The organism is Pseudomonas sp. SbOxS1 (assembly GCF_013416725.1).
GTDB lineage: Bacteria > Pseudomonadota > Gammaproteobacteria > Pseudomonadales > Pseudomonadaceae > Aquipseudomonas.
In genome coordinates this window covers 405,604-423,057 of record NZ_JAAVXC010000007.1, presented here as the reverse complement: position 1 = coordinate 423,057, position 17,454 = coordinate 405,604, and the positions used below count along the sequence as shown (strand labels likewise).

General features: G+C 63.6%; 12 protein-coding genes. 11 read left to right on the top strand and 1 reads right to left on the bottom strand.

The window, feature by feature from the left end:
• From HFK74_RS12170 to HFK74_RS12150, 5 genes are read left to right on the top strand one after another with little or no spacing between them, the layout of a single operon-like run.
• On the top strand, window positions 1-2,523 hold the full coding sequence (locus HFK74_RS12170) for an RND family transporter (protein WP_180203716.1): 2,523 nt from the start codon (window positions 1-3) through the stop codon (window positions 2,521-2,523).
• A gap of 5 nt (window positions 2,524-2,528) precedes the next feature.
• Window positions 2,529-4,307 carry an acyl-CoA dehydrogenase C-terminal domain-containing protein gene (locus HFK74_RS12165; protein WP_180203715.1) on the top strand — a complete coding sequence of 593 codons (1,779 nt, stop codon included), beginning with the start codon at window positions 2,529-2,531 and terminating at the stop codon, window positions 4,305-4,307.
• A gap of 17 nt (window positions 4,308-4,324) precedes the next feature.
• Entirely contained in the window at window positions 4,325-5,968 is a 1,644-nt protein-coding gene (locus HFK74_RS12160) for a fatty acid--CoA ligase (RefSeq protein WP_180203714.1), read from the top strand.
• Between the two features lie 55 nt (window positions 5,969-6,023).
• Entirely contained in the window at window positions 6,024-8,135 is a 2,112-nt protein-coding gene (locus HFK74_RS12155) for a 3-hydroxyacyl-CoA dehydrogenase NAD-binding domain-containing protein (protein ID WP_180203713.1), read from the top strand.
• A gap of 55 nt (window positions 8,136-8,190) precedes the next feature.
• A complete protein-coding gene (locus tag HFK74_RS12150) occupies window positions 8,191-9,378 on the top strand; it encodes an acetyl-CoA C-acyltransferase (protein ID WP_180203712.1) in 1,188 nt (395 codons plus the stop codon).
• Between the two features lie 87 nt (window positions 9,379-9,465).
• On the opposite strand, the gene prpR is transcribed toward HFK74_RS12150, so the two are convergent.
• Window positions 9,466-11,403: a propionate catabolism operon regulatory protein PrpR gene (prpR, locus tag HFK74_RS12145; protein WP_180203711.1), complete on the bottom strand. Its 1,938-nt coding sequence runs from the start codon at window positions 11,401-11,403 to the stop codon at window positions 9,466-9,468.
• 219 nt (window positions 11,404-11,622) lie between these two features.
• Here prpR and HFK74_RS12140 point away from each other — a divergent pair, with 219 nt between their 5' ends.
• Genes HFK74_RS12140 through HFK74_RS12115 form a run of 6 tightly spaced genes read left to right on the top strand, consistent with a single transcriptional unit; the run spans window position 11,623 to window position 16,598 of the window.
• Window positions 11,623-12,681 (top strand): phosphotransferase family protein, encoded by a 1,059-nt coding sequence (locus HFK74_RS12140; protein WP_180203710.1) that lies wholly within the window; start codon window positions 11,623-11,625, stop codon window positions 12,679-12,681.
• On the top strand, window positions 12,678-13,043 hold the full coding sequence (locus HFK74_RS12135) for a DUF6285 domain-containing protein (protein ID WP_180203709.1): 366 nt from the start codon (window positions 12,678-12,680) through the stop codon (window positions 13,041-13,043). Before HFK74_RS12140 ends, HFK74_RS12135 begins: the two co-directional genes overlap by 4 nt.
• Window positions 13,040-13,744 carry a histidine phosphatase family protein gene (locus HFK74_RS12130; RefSeq protein ID WP_180203708.1) on the top strand — a complete coding sequence of 235 codons (705 nt, stop codon included), beginning with the start codon at window positions 13,040-13,042 and terminating at the stop codon, window positions 13,742-13,744. Before HFK74_RS12135 ends, HFK74_RS12130 begins: the two co-directional genes overlap by 4 nt.
• Window positions 13,745-13,758: 14 nt before the next feature.
• Entirely contained in the window at window positions 13,759-14,931 is a 1,173-nt protein-coding gene (locus HFK74_RS12125; RefSeq protein WP_180203707.1) for an acyl-CoA dehydrogenase family protein, read from the top strand.
• Window positions 14,931-15,710 carry an SDR family NAD(P)-dependent oxidoreductase gene (locus HFK74_RS12120; RefSeq protein WP_180203706.1) on the top strand — a complete coding sequence of 260 codons (780 nt, stop codon included), beginning with the start codon at window positions 14,931-14,933 and terminating at the stop codon, window positions 15,708-15,710. The genes HFK74_RS12125 and HFK74_RS12120 overlap by 1 nt, the downstream gene beginning before the upstream one ends.
• Before the next feature lie 57 nt (window positions 15,711-15,767).
• Entirely contained in the window at window positions 15,768-16,598 is an 831-nt protein-coding gene (locus HFK74_RS12115; RefSeq protein ID WP_180203705.1) for an SDR family NAD(P)-dependent oxidoreductase, read from the top strand.
• Window positions 16,599-17,454 lie beyond the last annotated feature (856 nt).

Below are 17,454 nucleotides of genomic sequence, written 5' to 3'. Positions count from 1 at the left end.
ATGGGCAATATCAAACAAGACGCCATGCCGGTGATCCGCGAGCTGCGGGATTTCGACCGTCGCTCCGGCAACCTGCTCGAACGCCTGGTGTTCAACTATCGGCCGCTGTTCATGCTGCTGATGGCCCTGGCCACGGTGGTGCTGGCGTTTATGGCCGTGACACGCCTGGAACTGCGCCCCAGCTTCGAAAAGATGATTCCGCAGAGCCAGCCGTACATCCAGAACTACCTGGAGAACCGCCAGTCGCTGCGCGGCCTGGGCAACTCGGTGCGGGTGGTGATCGAGAACACCCAGGGCGATATTTTCGACCCCGGTTATCTTGAGGTGCTCAAGCAGGTCAACGACCAGCTGTTCCTCACCGAGGGCGTCGACCGCTCCTGGATGAAGTCGCTGTGGAGTCCGGGGGTGCGCTGGACTGAAGTCACCCAGGAGGGTTTCCAGGGCGGTCCGGTGATGCCTGATTCCTACCGCGGCTCGCCCGCAGACATCGAGCGTCTGCGACAGAACATCGGCCGTGCCGGCATCGTCGGCAGCCTGGTGGCAAGCGATTTCAAGTCGAGCATGTTGATCGTACCGCTGCTGGACAAGGCCTCGGCCACGGGCCAGAGCATCAACTACCATCAGTTCTCGCGATTGCTCGAAGAGCAGTTGCGCGACAAGATCGAATTCGCCGGCGACAGCGCCGCGCGTAAATCCGGGGCAGAGGGCAAGGGCCCGTACAAGGTGCGGGTGATCGGTTTCGCCAAGCTGATGGGCGACCTGATCGACGGCCTGATCCAGGTGATGATGTTCTTCGGCCTGGCCGTGGTCACCTCGCTGGTCATCATCTACGCCTACACCCGTTGCGTGCGCAGCACCCTGCTGGTGGTCGGCTGCTCGCTGATCGCGGTGGTCTGGCAATTGGGCATCGTCGCCTGGCTGGGCTACGCCATCGACCCGTATTCGGTGCTGGTGCCGTTCCTGATCTTCGCCATCGGCGTGTCCCACGCGGCGCAGAAGATGAACGGCATCATGCAGGACATCGCCCGTGGCACCCACAAGCTGATCGCCGCGCGCTACACCTTCCGCCGTCTGTTCATCGCCGGGGTCACCGCATTGCTGGCCGACGCCGTGGGCTTTGCCGTGCTGATGCTGATCGACATCCCGGTGATCCAGGACCTGGCGATCACCGCCAGCATTGGTGTGGCGGTGCTGATCTTCACCTCGCTGTTGCTGATGCCGGTGGCGCTGTCCTACGTCGGCGTCGGGCACAAGGCGGCCGAGCGTGCGCTGAAGATCGACACCCGTGCCGAACACCACAAAGGCTTCGGCAAACTCTGGGACCTGCTCGACCGCTTCACCACACGGCGCTGGGCCACAGGCGCGGTGCTGGTCGCCACGCTGATGGGCATTGGCGGTTTCATGGTCAGCCTGCAACTGAAGATCGGCGACCTCGACAGCGGGGCGCCGGAGTTGCGCGCCGACTCGCGCTACAACCGCGATAACGCCTACATCACCAGCCATTACGCGCTGTCCAGCGATATGTTCGCGGTGATGATCAAGACCGCGCCGGAAGGCTGCCTGAACTACCAGACCCTGATCCTCGCCGACCGCCTGGCCTGGGAGCTGCAACAGTCTCCGGGGGTGCAGGCCACCACTTCGCTGGTCAACGCGGTGCGCCAGATCACCGCCGGCACGTATGAAGGCAACCCCAAGCTCAACAGCATCCAGCGCAACCAGGACGTGCTGAACTACGCCGCGCAGCAAGCCTCGGTCAACTCACCGGAATTGTTCAACAACGATTGTTCGCTGATGCCGGTGATCGCTTTCCTCAAGGATCACAAGGCCGAGACCCTGGACGCCGTGGTGGCGATTGCCGACAAGTTTGCCAAGGAAAACAGCACCCAGGATCGCCAGTTCCTGCTGGCCGCCGGCAGTGCCGGGATCGAAGCGGCCACCAACATCGTGGTGCGCGAGGCCAACCGCACCATGCTGTTTTATGTGTATGCGGCGGTGACGCTGTTCTGCCTGATCACCTTCCGCAGTTGGCGCGCCACGCTGGTGGCGTTGCTGCCGCTGGTGCTGACCTCGATCCTCTGCGAAGCGTTGATGGTGGTCATGGGCATCGGCGTAAAGGTCGCGACCCTGCCGGTGATCGCCCTGGGCGTGGGGATCGGTGTCGATTACGCACTGTATCTGCTCAGCGTTCAGCTACACCACCAGCGCCAGGGCCTGCCGCTGTCCCAGGCCTACCGCAACGCCGTGTCGTTCACCGGCCGGGTGGTCGGGCTGGTCGGTATCACCCTCGCGGCCGGCGTGGTGTGCTGGGTCTGGTCGCCGATCAAGTTCCAGGCCGACATGGGCATCCTGCTGACCTTCATGTTCCTGTGGAACATGCTCGGCGCGCTGATCCTGATTCCCGCCCTGTCGTACTTCCTGTTGCGTGAGCGGGTGCCTGTCGCGCACACCCCTGCAGCGCAAGCCACCCCATCCGAAACCACTGAACGCCCCGGCATGCCCCATGCCCTGGCCACTTCCGAGTAAGCACAATGGCTGACTACAACGCTCCCCTGCGCGACATGCGCTTCGTCCTCAACGAGGTTTTCCAGGTGTCCCGGCTCTGGGCCGAATTGCCCGGCCTGGCCGAGGTGGTCGATGAACAAACCGCCGCCGCGATCCTCGAAGAGGCCGGCAAGATCAGTGCGGGCAGCATCGCTCCGCTGCGCCGCAGTGGCGACGAGCAGGGCTGTTCCTGGGACAACGGTTCGGTGACCGCCCCGGACGGTTTTGCCGAGGTCTACCATGCCTTCGCCGAAGGCGGTTGGGTCGGTGTCGGCGGTAATCCGCAGTACGGCGGCATGGGCATGCCCAAGGCGATTTCGGCGCAGGTCGAGGAGATGGTGGCCTCGGCCAACCTGTCATTCGGCACCTACCCGATGCTGACGGCGGGTGCCTGCCTGTCGCTCAATGCCCACGCCAGTGAGGCACTCAAGGCGCGTTACCTGCCCAACATGTACGCCGGCACCTGGAGCGGCTCCATGTGCCTGACCGAAGCCCATGCTGGCACCGACCTGGGCCTGATTCGCACCAAGGCCGAGCCCCAGGCGGATGGCAGCTACAAGGTCAGTGGCAGCAAGATCTTCATCACCGGCGGCGAGCATGACCTGACCGAGAACATTATCCACCTGGTGCTGGCACGACTGCCGGATGCCCCGGCCGGCCCGAAAGGCATCTCGCTGTTCCTGGTGCCCAAGTTGCTGGTCAATGCCGATGGTTCCCTGGGCGAGCGTAATTCGCTGTCCTGCGGTTCCATCGAACACAAGATGGGCATCAAGGCCTCGGCCACCTGCGTGATGAACTTCGACGACGCCACCGGCTGGATTGTCGATGCGCCGAACAAGGGCCTGGCGGCGATGTTCACCATGATGAACTACGAGCGCCTGGGTGTGGGTATCCAGGGCCTGGCCCAGGGTGAGCGCTCCTACCAGAGCGCCGTCGCTTACGCCCGTGACCGTCTGCAGAGCCGTGCGCCGAGCGGTGCGCAGTGCAAGGACAAGGCGGCTGACCCGATCATTGTCCACCCCGACGTGCGCCGCATGCTGCTGACCATGAAGGCCCTGAACGAAGGCGGCCGTGCGTTCTCCAGCTACGTCGCCCTGCAACTGGACATCGCCAAGTACAGCGACGACCCGACGGCCCGTACCCGAGCCCAGGAGCTGGTGGCCTTGCTGACCCCGATCGCCAAGTCCTTTCTCACCGACATGGCGCTGGAAACCACCCTGCACGGGCAGATGATTTTCGGCGGCCATGGCTACATCCGTGAATGGGGCCAGGAGCAGTTGGTGCGCGATGTGCGCATCACGCAGATTTACGAAGGCACCAATGGCATCCAGTCCCTGGACCTGGCCGGGCGCAAGATCGTCGGCAGCGGCGGGGCGCTATACCACTTGTTTGCATCGCAGGTCCGTAACTTCACCGCCGACGCCAGCACTGAGCTTGGCGAGTTCACCCAGCCGTTGAACGCCGCCGTGGACACCCTCGACGAACTGACGGCGTGGCTGCTGGACCGGGCCCAGGGCAACCCGAATGAAATCGGCGCCGCCTCGGTCGAGTACCTGCAAGTGTTCGGCTACACCGCGTACGCCTACATGTGGGCATTGATGGCCAAGGCCGCCATGGGCAAGCAGGGCGATGACGATTTCTACGCCAGCAAGCTGGCCACCGCGCGCTTCTATTTCGCCCGCTTGCTGCCACGTATCCATTCGTTGAGCGCTTCGGTCAAGGCCGGTAGCGAAAGCCTTTATTTGCTGGACGCAGCACAGTTCTGAATCGGGAAGTCACGACCATGCTCAACACAAAAATAATTCCACCGGCACCAGGCGCCTACAGCTACCCGCTGTTGATCAAGCGCCTGTTGCTGTCCGGGGTACGCTACGCACCTGCCAACGAGATCGTCTACGCCGACAAACTGCGCTACAGCTACCAGACCCTCATCGAGCGCATCCATCGGCTGGCCCATGCGCTGACCGCGGCCGGGGTCAAGGCCGGGGATACCGTGGCCATGCTCGACTGGGACAGCCACCGCTACCTGGAGTGTTTCTTTGCCGTGCCGATGATCGGCGCGGTGCTGCACACGGTGAACATTCGCCTGTCGCCGGACCAGGTGCTCTACACCATGAACCACGCCGAGGACGACCTGGTGCTGGTGCATGACGACTTCCTGCCATTGATCGAGCAGATTCATCCTGGCCTGGACACCGTCAAGGGCTATATCAGGCTCACTGACGACGCCGCGATCGGCACCGAACTGCCTGTACTGGGGGAGTATGAAAGCCTGCTCTCCCAGGCCGCCTGCCATTACGACTTCCCCGACTTTGACGAGAACTCGGTGGCGACGCTGTTCTACACCACCGGCACCACCGGCGACCCCAAGGGCGTGTATTTCACCCATCGCCAGTTGGTGCTGCACACCTTGAATGCCGTGGGGACCCTGGGCGCTCACCAAAGCTATGCGCTGCTGCGGTCCGACGACGTCTACATGCCGATCACGCCGATGTTCCACGTGCATGCCTGGGGCGTGCCCTATGTCGCCACCCTGATGGGCATCAAGCAGGTGTACCCCGGTCGATACGAGCCCAATAGCCTGGTCCGGCTGTTTCGCGAAGAACGGGTGACCTTTTCCCACTGCGTACCGACCATCCTGCAAATGATCCTGGGTTGCGATGAGGCGGCGCAGACCCGTTTCGATGGCTGGAAAATGCTCCTGGGCGGCAGTGCGCTGACCTTGGCCATGGCCGGCCAGGCATCTGCCCGCGGCATTTCTGTTTACAGCGGCTACGGCATGTCCGAGACCTGCCCGATGCTGTGCTCGACTTACCTGCGCGGGGAGGCGCTCGGGCAACCGATGCAGGCGCAGCTGGCCACGCGCATCAAGACCGGCCTGCCGATATCGATGGTCGACCTGAAGATCGTCGATGCCAGCGGCCAAAGCGTTGCCCACGACGGTGAGTCCCTGGGCGAGATCGTCGTGCGCGCGCCCTGGCTGACCCAAGGTTATTTGAAGGATCCGCAAAAGGGCGCCGAGCTGTGGCAGGGCGGTTGGTTGCACACCGGCGACCTGGCCTCCATCGACCCCCAGGGCGGGGTGGAAATCAAGGATCGCATCAAGGACGTGATCAAGACCGGCGGCGAGTGGATCAGTTCGCTGGAGCTGGAGAACCTGATCAGCGAGCACGCATCGGTCACGTCTGTCGCGGTGATCGGCATTGCGGACGAGCAATGGGGCGAACGGCCCATGGCCCTGGTGGTGTGTGAGCCGGGGCAATACCTGGACCGCAAGATCCTCGAGGCGCACCTGCAAGGGTTTGTCGAGCGCGGCCGGATCAACAAGTGGGCGATTCCCAAGCAGTTCAAGTTCGTCGCCGAGATCCCCAAGACCAGCGTCGGCAAGATCAACAAGAAGCTGATTCGGGAAAGCGTGTTGAGCTGAGGGAGACAGACGTGTCCCGCGGTTTCTACGCCTTTATCCGACTGAGAAAATATCGATGAAAAACCTGATCCAATACCGTTGTGAAGATTCCCTGGCCCTGATCGGCCTCAGCTGTGCCCCGGTCAACGCCCTCGGCCAGGCACTGCGCGAGCAATTGCTGGAGGCCTGCGAACGTGCCGCCGCCGACCCCGGCGTGAAAGCGCTTGTCCTCCACGGCGAAGGCCTGGTGTTCAGTGCTGGCGCGGACATTGCCGAGTTCGGCAGCGCCGCGTCGTTCGCCCGGCCGGACCTGCCGAGCCTGCTGGTTCGCCTGAGCGAACTGGATAAACCGCTGATCGCCGCCATCGGCGGCCTGGCGTTGGGTGGCGGGCTGGAGCTCGCCCTGGCCTGCGGCTACCGCGTGGCGGAGGCCGGGGCACGCCTGGGCCTGCCGGAAATCAAGCTCGGCCTGTTGCCCGGCGCTGGCGGCACCCAGCGGCTGCCGCGCCTGATCGGCGCCGAGGCGGCACTGGAGATGATTGTTTCGGGCCAACCGATCACGGCGCAGCGGGCGCTGGAACTGGGCCTGATCGAGCGCGTGGCGCCAGACGCGAACAGCCTGCTCGATACCGCTCGCAGCGTTGCCCTGGAGCTGATTGCCCGGCAGGCGCCGGCGCATCCGGCCTGGCCTCAAGCGAATCCGGGGGCTGGCGTGCCGGCGAATTATTTCGCTGACTACCGTGCCGCCAACCTGGGCCGCTGGAAAGGCCAGAGCGCACCACAGCGAGTAGTAACGGCCATCGAGGCTGCCTGCAGCCTGCCCTTGGCTGAAGGCCTGGCCAGGGAGGGCGAATTGTTCAAGGAGGCCGAGGCGTCGAGCGAGTCCGAGGCACTGCGCCATGTGTTCTTCGCCGAGCGTGAAGTGGGCAAGCTGCCGGGGCTGGACGCGGGCACGCCGATTCGTCCGATCAGCCGGGTCGCGGTGATAGGCGCTGGCACCATGGGCGGCGGGATCGCCATGAACTTTGCCAATGCGGGCATGGCGGTGACACTGCTGGAGCTCAAGGCCGATGCCCTGGCGCGCGGCCTTGAGCTGATCGGCAAAAACTACCAGGCCAGCGTCCAGCGCGGCAAGCTCACGGCCGCGCAGGTGGACGAGCGCCTGGCGCTGATCCACGGCACCCTCGACTACGCCGATATCGCCGACGCTGACCTGGTGATCGAAGCCGTGTTCGAGAGCCTGCCGATCAAACAGCAGGTGTTTCGCACCCTGGACGAGGTGTGCAAGGCCGGGGCGATTCTCGCGAGCAATACCTCGACACTGGATGTCGACGCCATTGCTGCCGTCACCCGCCGGCCACAGGACGTCGTTGGCCTGCACTTCTTCAGCCCGGCCAACGTCATGCGCCTGCTCGAAGTGGTTCGCGGCACGGCCACGGCCCCCGATGTCCTGGCCACGACGCTGAAAATCGCCAAGCGCATCGGCAAGATCCCGGTGGTCTCCGGGGTGTGCTTCGGCTTCATCGGCAACCGCATGCTCGAACCCTATTCCCGCGAGGCGCACCGCCTGCTGCTCGAAGGCGCTACGCCTGCGCAGGTCGACAAGGTGCTCACCGGCCTTGGCCTGGCCATGGGGGTGTTGGCCATGCACGACCTGGCCGGCATCGATGTCAGCTTCCTGGTGCGCGAGTCGCGCCGCGATCTCATCGCCCACGACCAAGGCTATTGCAAGCTCGCCGACGCGCTCTACGGCCTCGGCCGTTTTGGCCAGAAGACCAGTAGTGGCTATTACCTCTACGAAGGCCGCGAGCGCAAGGATGACCCGCAAGTGCTCGCACTGGCCGAGCAGATCGCTGGCGAACTGGGCATCCAGCGTCGCGCCATCAGTGATCAGGAAATCCACGACCGCTGCGTGTTGATGCTGGTCAACGAAGGCATCCAGTTGCTCGATGAAGGCATCGCCCAGCGCAGCAGCGACATCGACCTGGTCTGGAACAACGGCTACGGCTTCCCGGCCTGGCGCGGGGGCCCGCTGCACTACGCCGAAGGACTGGGGCTGGCCCAGGTACTGCAGCGCATCGGCCATTACCGCGAGGCACTCGGTGCCTACGGCGAAATGTGGTTCCAGCCGGCCGCGCTGCTGGAGCGCCTGGTTGCCAGCGGCCAGGCCCGCATCGAACGCATCTGACCTTTGGCGGCCGCTCGAGGGTGGCCGCCACAACTGACACCAAAGGACCCCAACCATGAAAGAAGCCGTCATTCTCTCCACGGCCCGTACGCCTATCGCCAAGGCGTTCCGTGGCTCGTTCAACACCATCAAGTCGCCCACCCTGGCCGGCCACGCGATCCGCGAGGCGGTCGTGCGCGCCGGTATCGAAGCGCAGGAGATCGAAGACCTGGTGCTGGGCACCGCACTGACCAGCGGCACGGCCGGCTTGAACCTCGCACGCATGGCCGCCCTGGCGGCGGGCCTGCCGTTGACGGTCAGCGGGCAGACCCTGGATCGCCAGTGCGCCTCGGGCCTGATGGCCATCGCTACTGCCGCCAAGCAGATCATCGTCGACGGCATGCCGGTCACGATCGGTGCCGGCCAGGAAAACATCAGCGCGGTGCAGAATCGCCACATGGAGTGGGCCTACGACGAGCGCGATCCGCGGGTGGAACGTAACGCGATCCACGCCTACATGCCCATGCTGAAAACCGCTGAGTTCGTCGCCCAGCGCTACGGCATCAGTCGCGAAGCCCAGGATGCCTATGCCCTGCAATCGCAGATGCGTACTGCGGCGGCGCAGCAGGCCGGGTTGTTCGACAGCGAAATCGTCCCGGTCACCAGCATTCGGCAGGTGATCGACAAAGTCACAGGCGAAGCCCGTCTGCAAGAGGTCACCCTCACATCCGATGAAGGCAACCGTCCCCAGACCCTCCTGGAAGACCTTGTCAACCTCAAGCCGGTGATCGATGGCGGCTGCATCACCGCCGGCAACGCCAGTCAATTGTCCGACGGCGCCAGCGCCTGCGTGTTGATGGATGCGCGCCTCGCTGAGCAGCGCAACCTCAAGCCGCTGGGCCTGTACCGCGGTATCGCCATGGCGGGCCTGGCCCCGGAAGAAATGGGCATCGGCCCGGTACTGGCGGTCCCCAAGCTGCTCAAGCAACACGGCTTGAAAGTGGACGACATCGGCCTGTGGGAGCTCAACGAAGCGTTCGCCTGCCAGGTGCTGTATTGCCGTGACACCCTGGGCATCGACGACGCCCGGCTGAACGTCAATGGCGGCTCCATCGCTATCGGCCACCCTTACGGCATGAGTGGCGCGCGGATGGTCGGGCATGCCTTGCTCGAAGGCCGGCGACGCGGCGTGAAGTATGTGGTGGTGACCATGTGCGTCGGCGGTGGCATGGGCGCGGCGGGACTGTTCGAAGTGTTCCAGTGAGCAGCGCCAGGACCTGATCAATAGCTCTTTGCATCACGGCAGCGGTTGCGCACCTGGAACACGCCAGGTGCGCAACCGCTGCCGTTTCTATTGCAGGCGCCTCCAGAGCGTGGAGCGACTGATGCCCAGCCGGCTGGCGGTTTCTGCCAGGTTGCCGTCGCAGGCCTGGAGCATTTCCAGCACGTACTGCTTTTCTTTTTCCCTGGCGATGCTTTTCAAGTCGGTGACGGCCGCAGTCTGTGGCAATGCCTGAATATTGCGCAGTTCGGGGATCACCAGTGCCAGGCTCAGCTCATCGATCACGTTGCCTCGCAACAGATCCTGGGCCGAGAGTGCGGCACGCTCCAGGATGTTTTCCAGTTCACGGATATTACCGGGCCAGTGGTACGCCATGAGGTGGGGCAACAGTGCGTCCAGCAATCGCTCCTGCAAGGGCGGCGCACGATGGTCACCATTGAGGCGACGCAAAATGGCCCGGGCGATGTCGGCGATGTCTTCACTGCGCTCGCGCAGCGGCACGGTCTGCAGGCGCAGGATGTTCAGGCGATAGTAGAGGTCGCTGCGAAATCCCCCGGCTGCGATGGCTTGCGGAAGGTCCTGATGGGTGGCGGCGATGATCCGGATGTCGATGCTGATCGGTTCTGTTGCACCCAGGCGCAGTACTTCGCGCTCTTGCAGGACTCGCAGCAGGCGAGTCTGCAATGACACCGGCATGTCGCCGATTTCGTCGAGGAACAGCGTGCCGCGATGGGCGGCTTCGATCAGGCCGGGTTTACCGCCTTTGCGCGAGCCGCTGAAGGCGCCTTCCTGGTAGCCGAACAGCTCGCTTTCCAGCAGCGATTCGGGAAAGGCCGCGCAGTTGATCGCAACGAACGGGCCGCGATGGCGGCTGCTGACATTGTGCATCCCTTGCGCCAGCAACTCCTTGCCGGTACCGCTTTCACCGGTGATCAGCACGGTAGAGGCGGTTGCCCCATAGCGCTGCGCCAGCTTGAGCAACTGTCGGGTGGCCTGGCTTTTGCCGCTGATCTGCTCAAGGCGGTATTTGGCCGAGAAGCCGCCGGGGCGGTGGGTCGAGCGAATGCGTTGGTCGGCGCGTTGAACCGCCGAGGTGTCCTGACACGTCAACACCAACCCGGTGCGCTGGCCGTCTTCGAGGATCGGCAGAACATTGCACAGCAGCAGATTCTGGCCCAGTTGAATGACCGTGTTTTCTTCCCCGACGCCGCTGCGCAGTACGTCGTCCAGCGCCAGTTGCGGGCAGAATTCCTGCAGCGGGCGACCGAGCAGGTGGCTGGCCGGCATGCCCAGTAACGCTTCCAGTGCAGGGTTCAGCGCTTGCACGATGCCCTGGTTATCCACGGCGGCAACGCCGGTGGGGATGTGTTGCAACACCGCGTCCAGGTGCCGGCGCTTGGCAAGTTCGCTGCGCTGGCTGTGCAGGACGCCCAAGGCTTCTTCCAGGGCTTTGCGCACGGTGTTCTGGCTGATTGAAAGCACGCCGTGCAAACCGACCTGCTCCGCCAGTTCAACCACCGTGGATGAGCCGATCACGGTTTGGCAACCCAGACTGCGCGCGCGTTCTACCGCCTGCCTGGCTTCATCGAGAGTGACGTAACTCCCCTGATGGATCTGCACCGTGAACAGTGCCGCCAGGGAGTCGAGGTCGGCGTTGATCCGCGCATGGCTGATGACGGCGATCTGCGCTGAGCGCAGTCGCGCCTGTTCCAAAGCCCGAAGCAGATCGGCCCCGCCCACGCGCATCGATAGCACCGGGCGGGTCAGATGTCGGCGCAGGTAGGCGGCGGTGGCGCCGGCGCAGACGAACACCTCGACTTCGTTGTTCTGCTCCAGCTCGCGGGCCAGTTGCAAGGACTCTTCGACGGTGGTGTCGAGCACGCGAATGTCGGTTTCGCCCGAGTAGTCAGGCAGCACGCTGGTCACCACGCGAGCCAGGCGGCTCTGTTGCAGTGGACGTTCCAGGTGGCTGATCAGCACAACGATCCGGGGGTGGCGAGGCGGCATGGCGGCAGGGCTCTCATGGGTGTTTCAGTTTGGTCTCACATATGAATGCAGTTGTTTCAATAATGCAAGATTGCAAGTCCGCAGCGAGACCTTGTGCCTGTGGCCAGGATGGCTGCAGGCCCCGTTACATAAGGCGTGCAGCATTGCGCTGGAAAAGCTGGCCCGGCAATTGCTGAAGCACTGTTATCTACACATCCAACAAGTCAGGTGCGGCGACACATGAGTGGTCCGAATGCAGCAGCGGCGACAAAGCCGTTGCCCGAAGAACAGCTGAAGAAAAACCGGTTGGAATCCTTCCTTTGCGCCCAGGCTGGCGCGCAACAGCTCAGCGTTGAGCATCAGCAGCGCCTGTCTGGCGGTGCTATCCAGGAGAACTGGTTGCTCGACGTGAGCGTAGAGGGCGGCGCCTATGCTGGCCGTCAACGCTGGGTCCTGCGCAGCGACGCCCAATCGGTGGTGCAGGGGAGCCTGAGTCGCGCCCAGGAATTCGCGGTGTTGAGCGCGGTGCATCGGGCCGGTGTCAAGGTGCCTCGGCCACTCTGGCTGTGCGAAGACACCGCGGTCCACGGCCGCGCATTTTTCATCATGCAGTGGGTGTCCGGCATCACGGCCGGCCACAGGCTCACCAATCAGTTGGGTGCTGAAGGCGATCCGCAGTTGGTGGCTGACCTGGGCGCCAACCTGGCGCGAATCCATTGCATCTTGCCGGCCCAAGCCCGGCTGGCGTTTCTTGGCGATCCGCAGCAGGTCTCGGTGCAAACCACGATCGATGCCCAGCGTGGCGTACTGGATCGCCTTGGGGCGCATCAGCCCGTGCTGGAGTGGGGGCTGCGCTGGTGTGAATCGAACGCGCCGAAAAGCGCAGAGCCGTGTTTGCTGCATGGTGACTTTCGTACCGGCAATTACCTGGCCGAGGCCGGCAGCCTGCAGGCAGTACTGGATTGGGAATTCACCGGCTGGGGCGATCCGCGCCAGGACATCGGCTGGTTCACCGCCCGTTGCTGGCGCTTCGCCCGGCCTGACCTGGAGGCGGGCGGTATCGGCACGCTGGAGCATTTCCTGCGCGGCTACAACGAGGTCTCCCCGCTGGTTATCGAACAAGACGAGCTGGTCTTCTGGCAGGTCATGGCCACCTTGCGTTGGGCCGTCATCGCCCTGCAGCAGGCCCAGCGTCATTTGTCCGGTGAAGAGCCTTCACTGGAGCTGGCCCTGACCGGAAGGTTGATTCCTGAACTGGAACAGGACCTGTTGCGCTTGACCACAGGAGTGCGCCGATGAACATCCGTCCCGATGCCAGTGAACTGCTGGCGATTGCCCGCCAGACCCTGCTTGATGAGTTACTGCCGCAGTTACCCGGCAGCCTTCGCTACCAGGCGCTGATGGTTGCCAATGCCATGGCGATCGCCGGTCGCGAGTACAGTGACGGCGAGGCTGCGGATGCCGCCGAGTCTCAGCTGCTTGCAGCGCTGCCGGACGCTGTCGAGGCCTCACTGGCCGATGCCCGTCAGGCCCTGTGCCGAGCCATTCGCCAGGGCCGATTCGATGAGCCGGGAAATGATCAGGATCAGCTGTTCGCGGCGCTCTCGGCGATCACCCGGGCGCGGCTGTCGATCAGCAATCCGAAGGGGCTCGCCGAATGAGCACAGCAGCCGTTTATCGTCGCCGTTGCTACCTGGTACGCCATGGTCATGTGGATTATTTTGCGCCCGACGGCCAGCCGCTGGACCCTCGCAACGTGCCGCTCTCCGAACTCGGAGAAGATCAGGTACGCCAACTGGGGCAGGTGCTGGCGCCGATCAGTTTCGACCGTGCGCTGTGCTCCGATTACCCGCGTGCCCGGCAGACTGCTGAGTTGTTGCTGGGTGATCGCCCGCTCGAGCTCCAGGCGTGCGCGCAGCTGCGAGAGGTGCGTGCCGGCCGCCTGCGCGAGATTGCGCCTGAGCAATTGCAACAGCAGGTCAGCTACGCCTATGACAGTTTCGCCGACCCTGAAGGTCGCTTCATGGGCGGCGAACGCTGGCACGATTTCGACAGCCGCGTCCTCGCCCGCTTCGAGCAAGTGCTCGCCGAACCGGACTGGCAAAACCTGTTGCTGGTCAGTCATGACGCGGTCAACCGCCTGTTGCTGGGCTGGGCCCTGGGTGGCGCGCGCGGCTGTGCCGCCGCCCTGGAGCAAGACAACGCCTGCCTGAACATCATCGATTTCGACATGCAGGACGGTCGCATCCTGCGCCGCTTCGTCCGGGTCGTGAACCTGACGCCCTACGATCTCCCCAAGGCAGGCCAGCGGCAAACCGTGATGGAACGCATCTACGCCCAGCTCGTGCCCCTGATTAATTAGAACCCAGGACCACCATGAACTTCACCATTCCCCAAGAGTTGCTGGACCTGCGCGAAAAGACCCGCGCCTTTATCGCCGAGCAAGTGATCCCCATGGAATCCGATGAGAGATACACGTCTCACGGCCCCAGCGAAGACTTGCGCCAGGAGCTGCTGGAAAAAGCCCGTGTGGCCGGCCTGCTGTGCCCCCACGCCAGTCGCGAAATGGGCGGCGCAGGCCTGAGTCACGTCGCCAAGGCGATCGTCTTCGAGGAGGCCGGCTATTCACCGCTGGGCCCCATCGCCCTGAACATCCATGCACCGGACGAAGGCAACATCCACCTGATGGACGAGGTGGCCACCGAGGCACAGAAAGATCGCTGGCTGCGCCCCCTGGTCAGTGGCCGGATCCGCTCCTGTTTTGCCATGACCGAGCCAGCGCCGGGTGCCGGTTCCGATCCGTCGATGCTGCAGACCGTTGCCGTGCGTGACGGCGACGACTACGTCATCAACGGCCGAAAATGGCTGATCACCGGGGCTGACGGCGCCGGCTTCGCGATCATCATGGCGCGCATGGAGGACGGCTCGGCGACCATGTTCCTGGCGGACATGAACACCCCCGGGATCATCCACGAACGGCAACTCAAGACCCTGGACAGCTGTTTCTCCGGCGGTCACTCCGTCTTGCGTTTCGACAATGTGCGCATTCCTGCCACCGATGTGCTGGGCGAAATCGGCAAGGGTTTTCGCTATGCGCAAGTACGCCTGGCGCCCGCGCGGCTGACCCACTGCATGCGTTGGCTGGGGGCTGCCCGGCGTGCTCACGATATCGCCTGCGACTACGCCAGGACCCGTGACTCGTTCGGCAAGACCCTGGGCGAGCACCAGGGGGTGGGCTTCATGTTGGCGGACAACCAGATGGCGCTGCACAGCACCCGCCTGGCTATCTGGCATTGCGCCTGGGTCCTGGACGAAGGCGGTCGCGGTAATGTCGAGTCGAGCATGACCAAGGTGCTCAGTGCCGAAGCCTTGTGGCATGTGGTCGATCGTTGTGTGCAGATTCTGGGAGGACGCGGGGTCACCGGGGAAACCGTGGTCGAGCGCATCTTCCGCGACATCCGGCCATTCCGTATCTACGACGGCCCGAGCGAGGTGCACCGCATGAGCCTGGCGAAAAAAATCCTCGAAGGACACAAGGAGTTTTCCTGATGCAACCTGCTATCACTCAGCTGTTTGATCTCACGGGCCGGCGTGCCTTGGTCACAGGCGCCTCCAGCGGGCTTGGCCGGCATTTCGCCCGCACGCTGGCGGCGGCTGGCGCCGAAGTGGCGGTGGCGGCGCGACGTGTCGAACAACTGCAGACTCTGGTCGAGGAAATCGAAGGCGAGGGCGGGCGTGCCAAAGCCTTTGCCCTGGACGTGACCGACCGGGCATCGGTCAACGGCTGCCTGGCGCGGATCGCCGAGGAAATGGGCCCGCTGGACATTCTGGTCAACAACGCGGGCGTCAGCGACAGCCTGCATGTACTGGAGTACACCGACGATGCTTGGGACCGGGTGCTCGACACCAACCTCAAGGGCGCCTGGATCGTTGCCCAGGAAGTGGCACGACGCATGGTCGAGGCGCGGCGTGGCGGAAGCCTGATCAACGTGACGTCGATCCTCGCCAGCCGCGTTGCCGGCAGCCTGACCCCCTATGTCGCGGCGAAAGCCGGCCTGAGCCATTTGACCCGCTCCCTGGCCCTGGAACTGGCGCGTCACGAAATCAGGGTCAACTCCATCGCCCCCGGCTACGTGATGACCGAGCTCAACAGCGATTTCCTGCGCAGCGAGGCGGGCGAAAAGTTGCGCGCCCGTATCCCCTCGCGGCGCTTCTGCACACCGGCCGATCTGGACGGCGCCTTGTTGCTGCTTGCCTCGCACGCCAGTCGCGGCATGACGGGCAGCGAGATCGTGGTGGATGCAGGTCATTTGTGCAGCACGCTGTAGATGGATTTTTTCGAGTGCCGCGAGCTTTTTTCGAACACACAGGACTGTCAGACCCCCATGAAATTACTGCACGACAAAGTCGCCGTGATCACCGGTGCCGCCAGCGGCTTCGGTCGCGAATTGGCGATAGCCTGCGCCAACGAAGGCATGCGTCTTGTGTTGAGCGACATCGATGAGAAAAACCTGCAGGGCACCCTCGAGCGGCTGCCGTCGGCCACGCATGTGTTGGCCGTGACCTGTGACGTCGCTCAGGCTGAACAGGTCGAGCAACTGGCGGTAGCGACTTACGAGCGCTTTGGTGCTGCGCACCTGCTGTTCAACAACGCCGGGGTACTGGTCGGTGGCCCGATGTGGACAACGACCGTGCAGGATTGGGCGTGGATGATTGGCATCAATGTGATGGGGGTCGCCCATGGTATTCGCAGTTTTGTGCCGCGCATGTTGGCCCAAGGGGATGAATGCCACATCGTCAATACCGCCTCGGTCGCTGGTCTGTTGTCGGTGCCGGGCAACGGCATCTACTGTGCAACCAAGCACGCTGTGGTGACGATGTCCGAGTGCTTGCAGCTGGAACTGCAGGAGGAGAGCGCTTCGATCGGTGTATCGGTGCTGTGCCCGGCCTTCGTCTCGACGGGCATCGCCGATGCCGGTCGAAACCGCCCGGCCGAACTGGCTGCCGCCAATCCGCTGAAAGAGAAGTACGAAGAACAGACACGCAAGGCCACCCAGGCCGGGAAACTCAGCGCGACCGACATTGCGCAGATCACCCTCGATGCAGTGAAGCAAAAGCGCTTCTACATCCTGCCCCATCAAAAGATCAAGGGCCTGATCGAGCAGCGCATGGGGGACATTCTCGAGGAACGCAGCCCGCGCAGGACCTCACGCTGAAGCATCACTGACACAATGGCAACACCGAACCCTGTAGGAGCGAGCCTGCTCGCGATGGACCCGAGAGCGCCGCGGGGTGTCAGGCACCCCGCGTCATCGTTGACCTCCATCGCGAGCAGGCTCGCTCCTACAGGGGAACATGTTCACTGAGATCAGGCCGGCTGGTAGGGCGCCTTGCTTTTGCTTTGGCTTTTGATTTTCTGGCCCCCTCATGCCCTGAGCCTGTTCGTCAACCTGTGACGACCTCCATCGGGGCCTCTACCAACGTTGAGACATGCCGCGTCAAAGCCTGTGGGGAATTGTTTACTGAGTACATATCCATTGCTGCGGTAACGGCCACTTATGGTTTCGCTCTTACAGCGACTCCCTTTTTCAAACGCCAAAAAGGAAGCAAAAGGCTTTGCCCCACCACTCGGTGCCTCGCTAAGGCTCGGCATGCCCTCTCTCCGGCATTGCTCCGTGGGTCGCCGCGATGGGCCGTCCCTGGCCCAGCGCGGCTAAACCGGCGTCCTGCCGGTTTCCCCACTGCGCAATGCCTGCGTTCGGCCATCGTGGTTAACGGGGCACCCAAATCCAAAGCAAAGCGAGGCGGCCTTAAAGCCGACCTGACTTTGCGGGTGCACCCGATCCCCCGTAGGAGCCAGGCTTGCCGGCGAAGAACGATCACGCGGTCCAACAGACACACCGCAGCGTCTGGTTCGCCGGCAAGCCTGGCTCCTACAGGGGGAACGCGTACGGCTCCCGATCAGGTCGGCTTTAAGGCCGCCTCGCTTTGGCTTTTGATCTTGATCTGGCTTTTGATTTTCTTGCCCCCTCGAGAGGCCGAGTGGAGGTTCTGCGCAGTGGGTAAACCGGC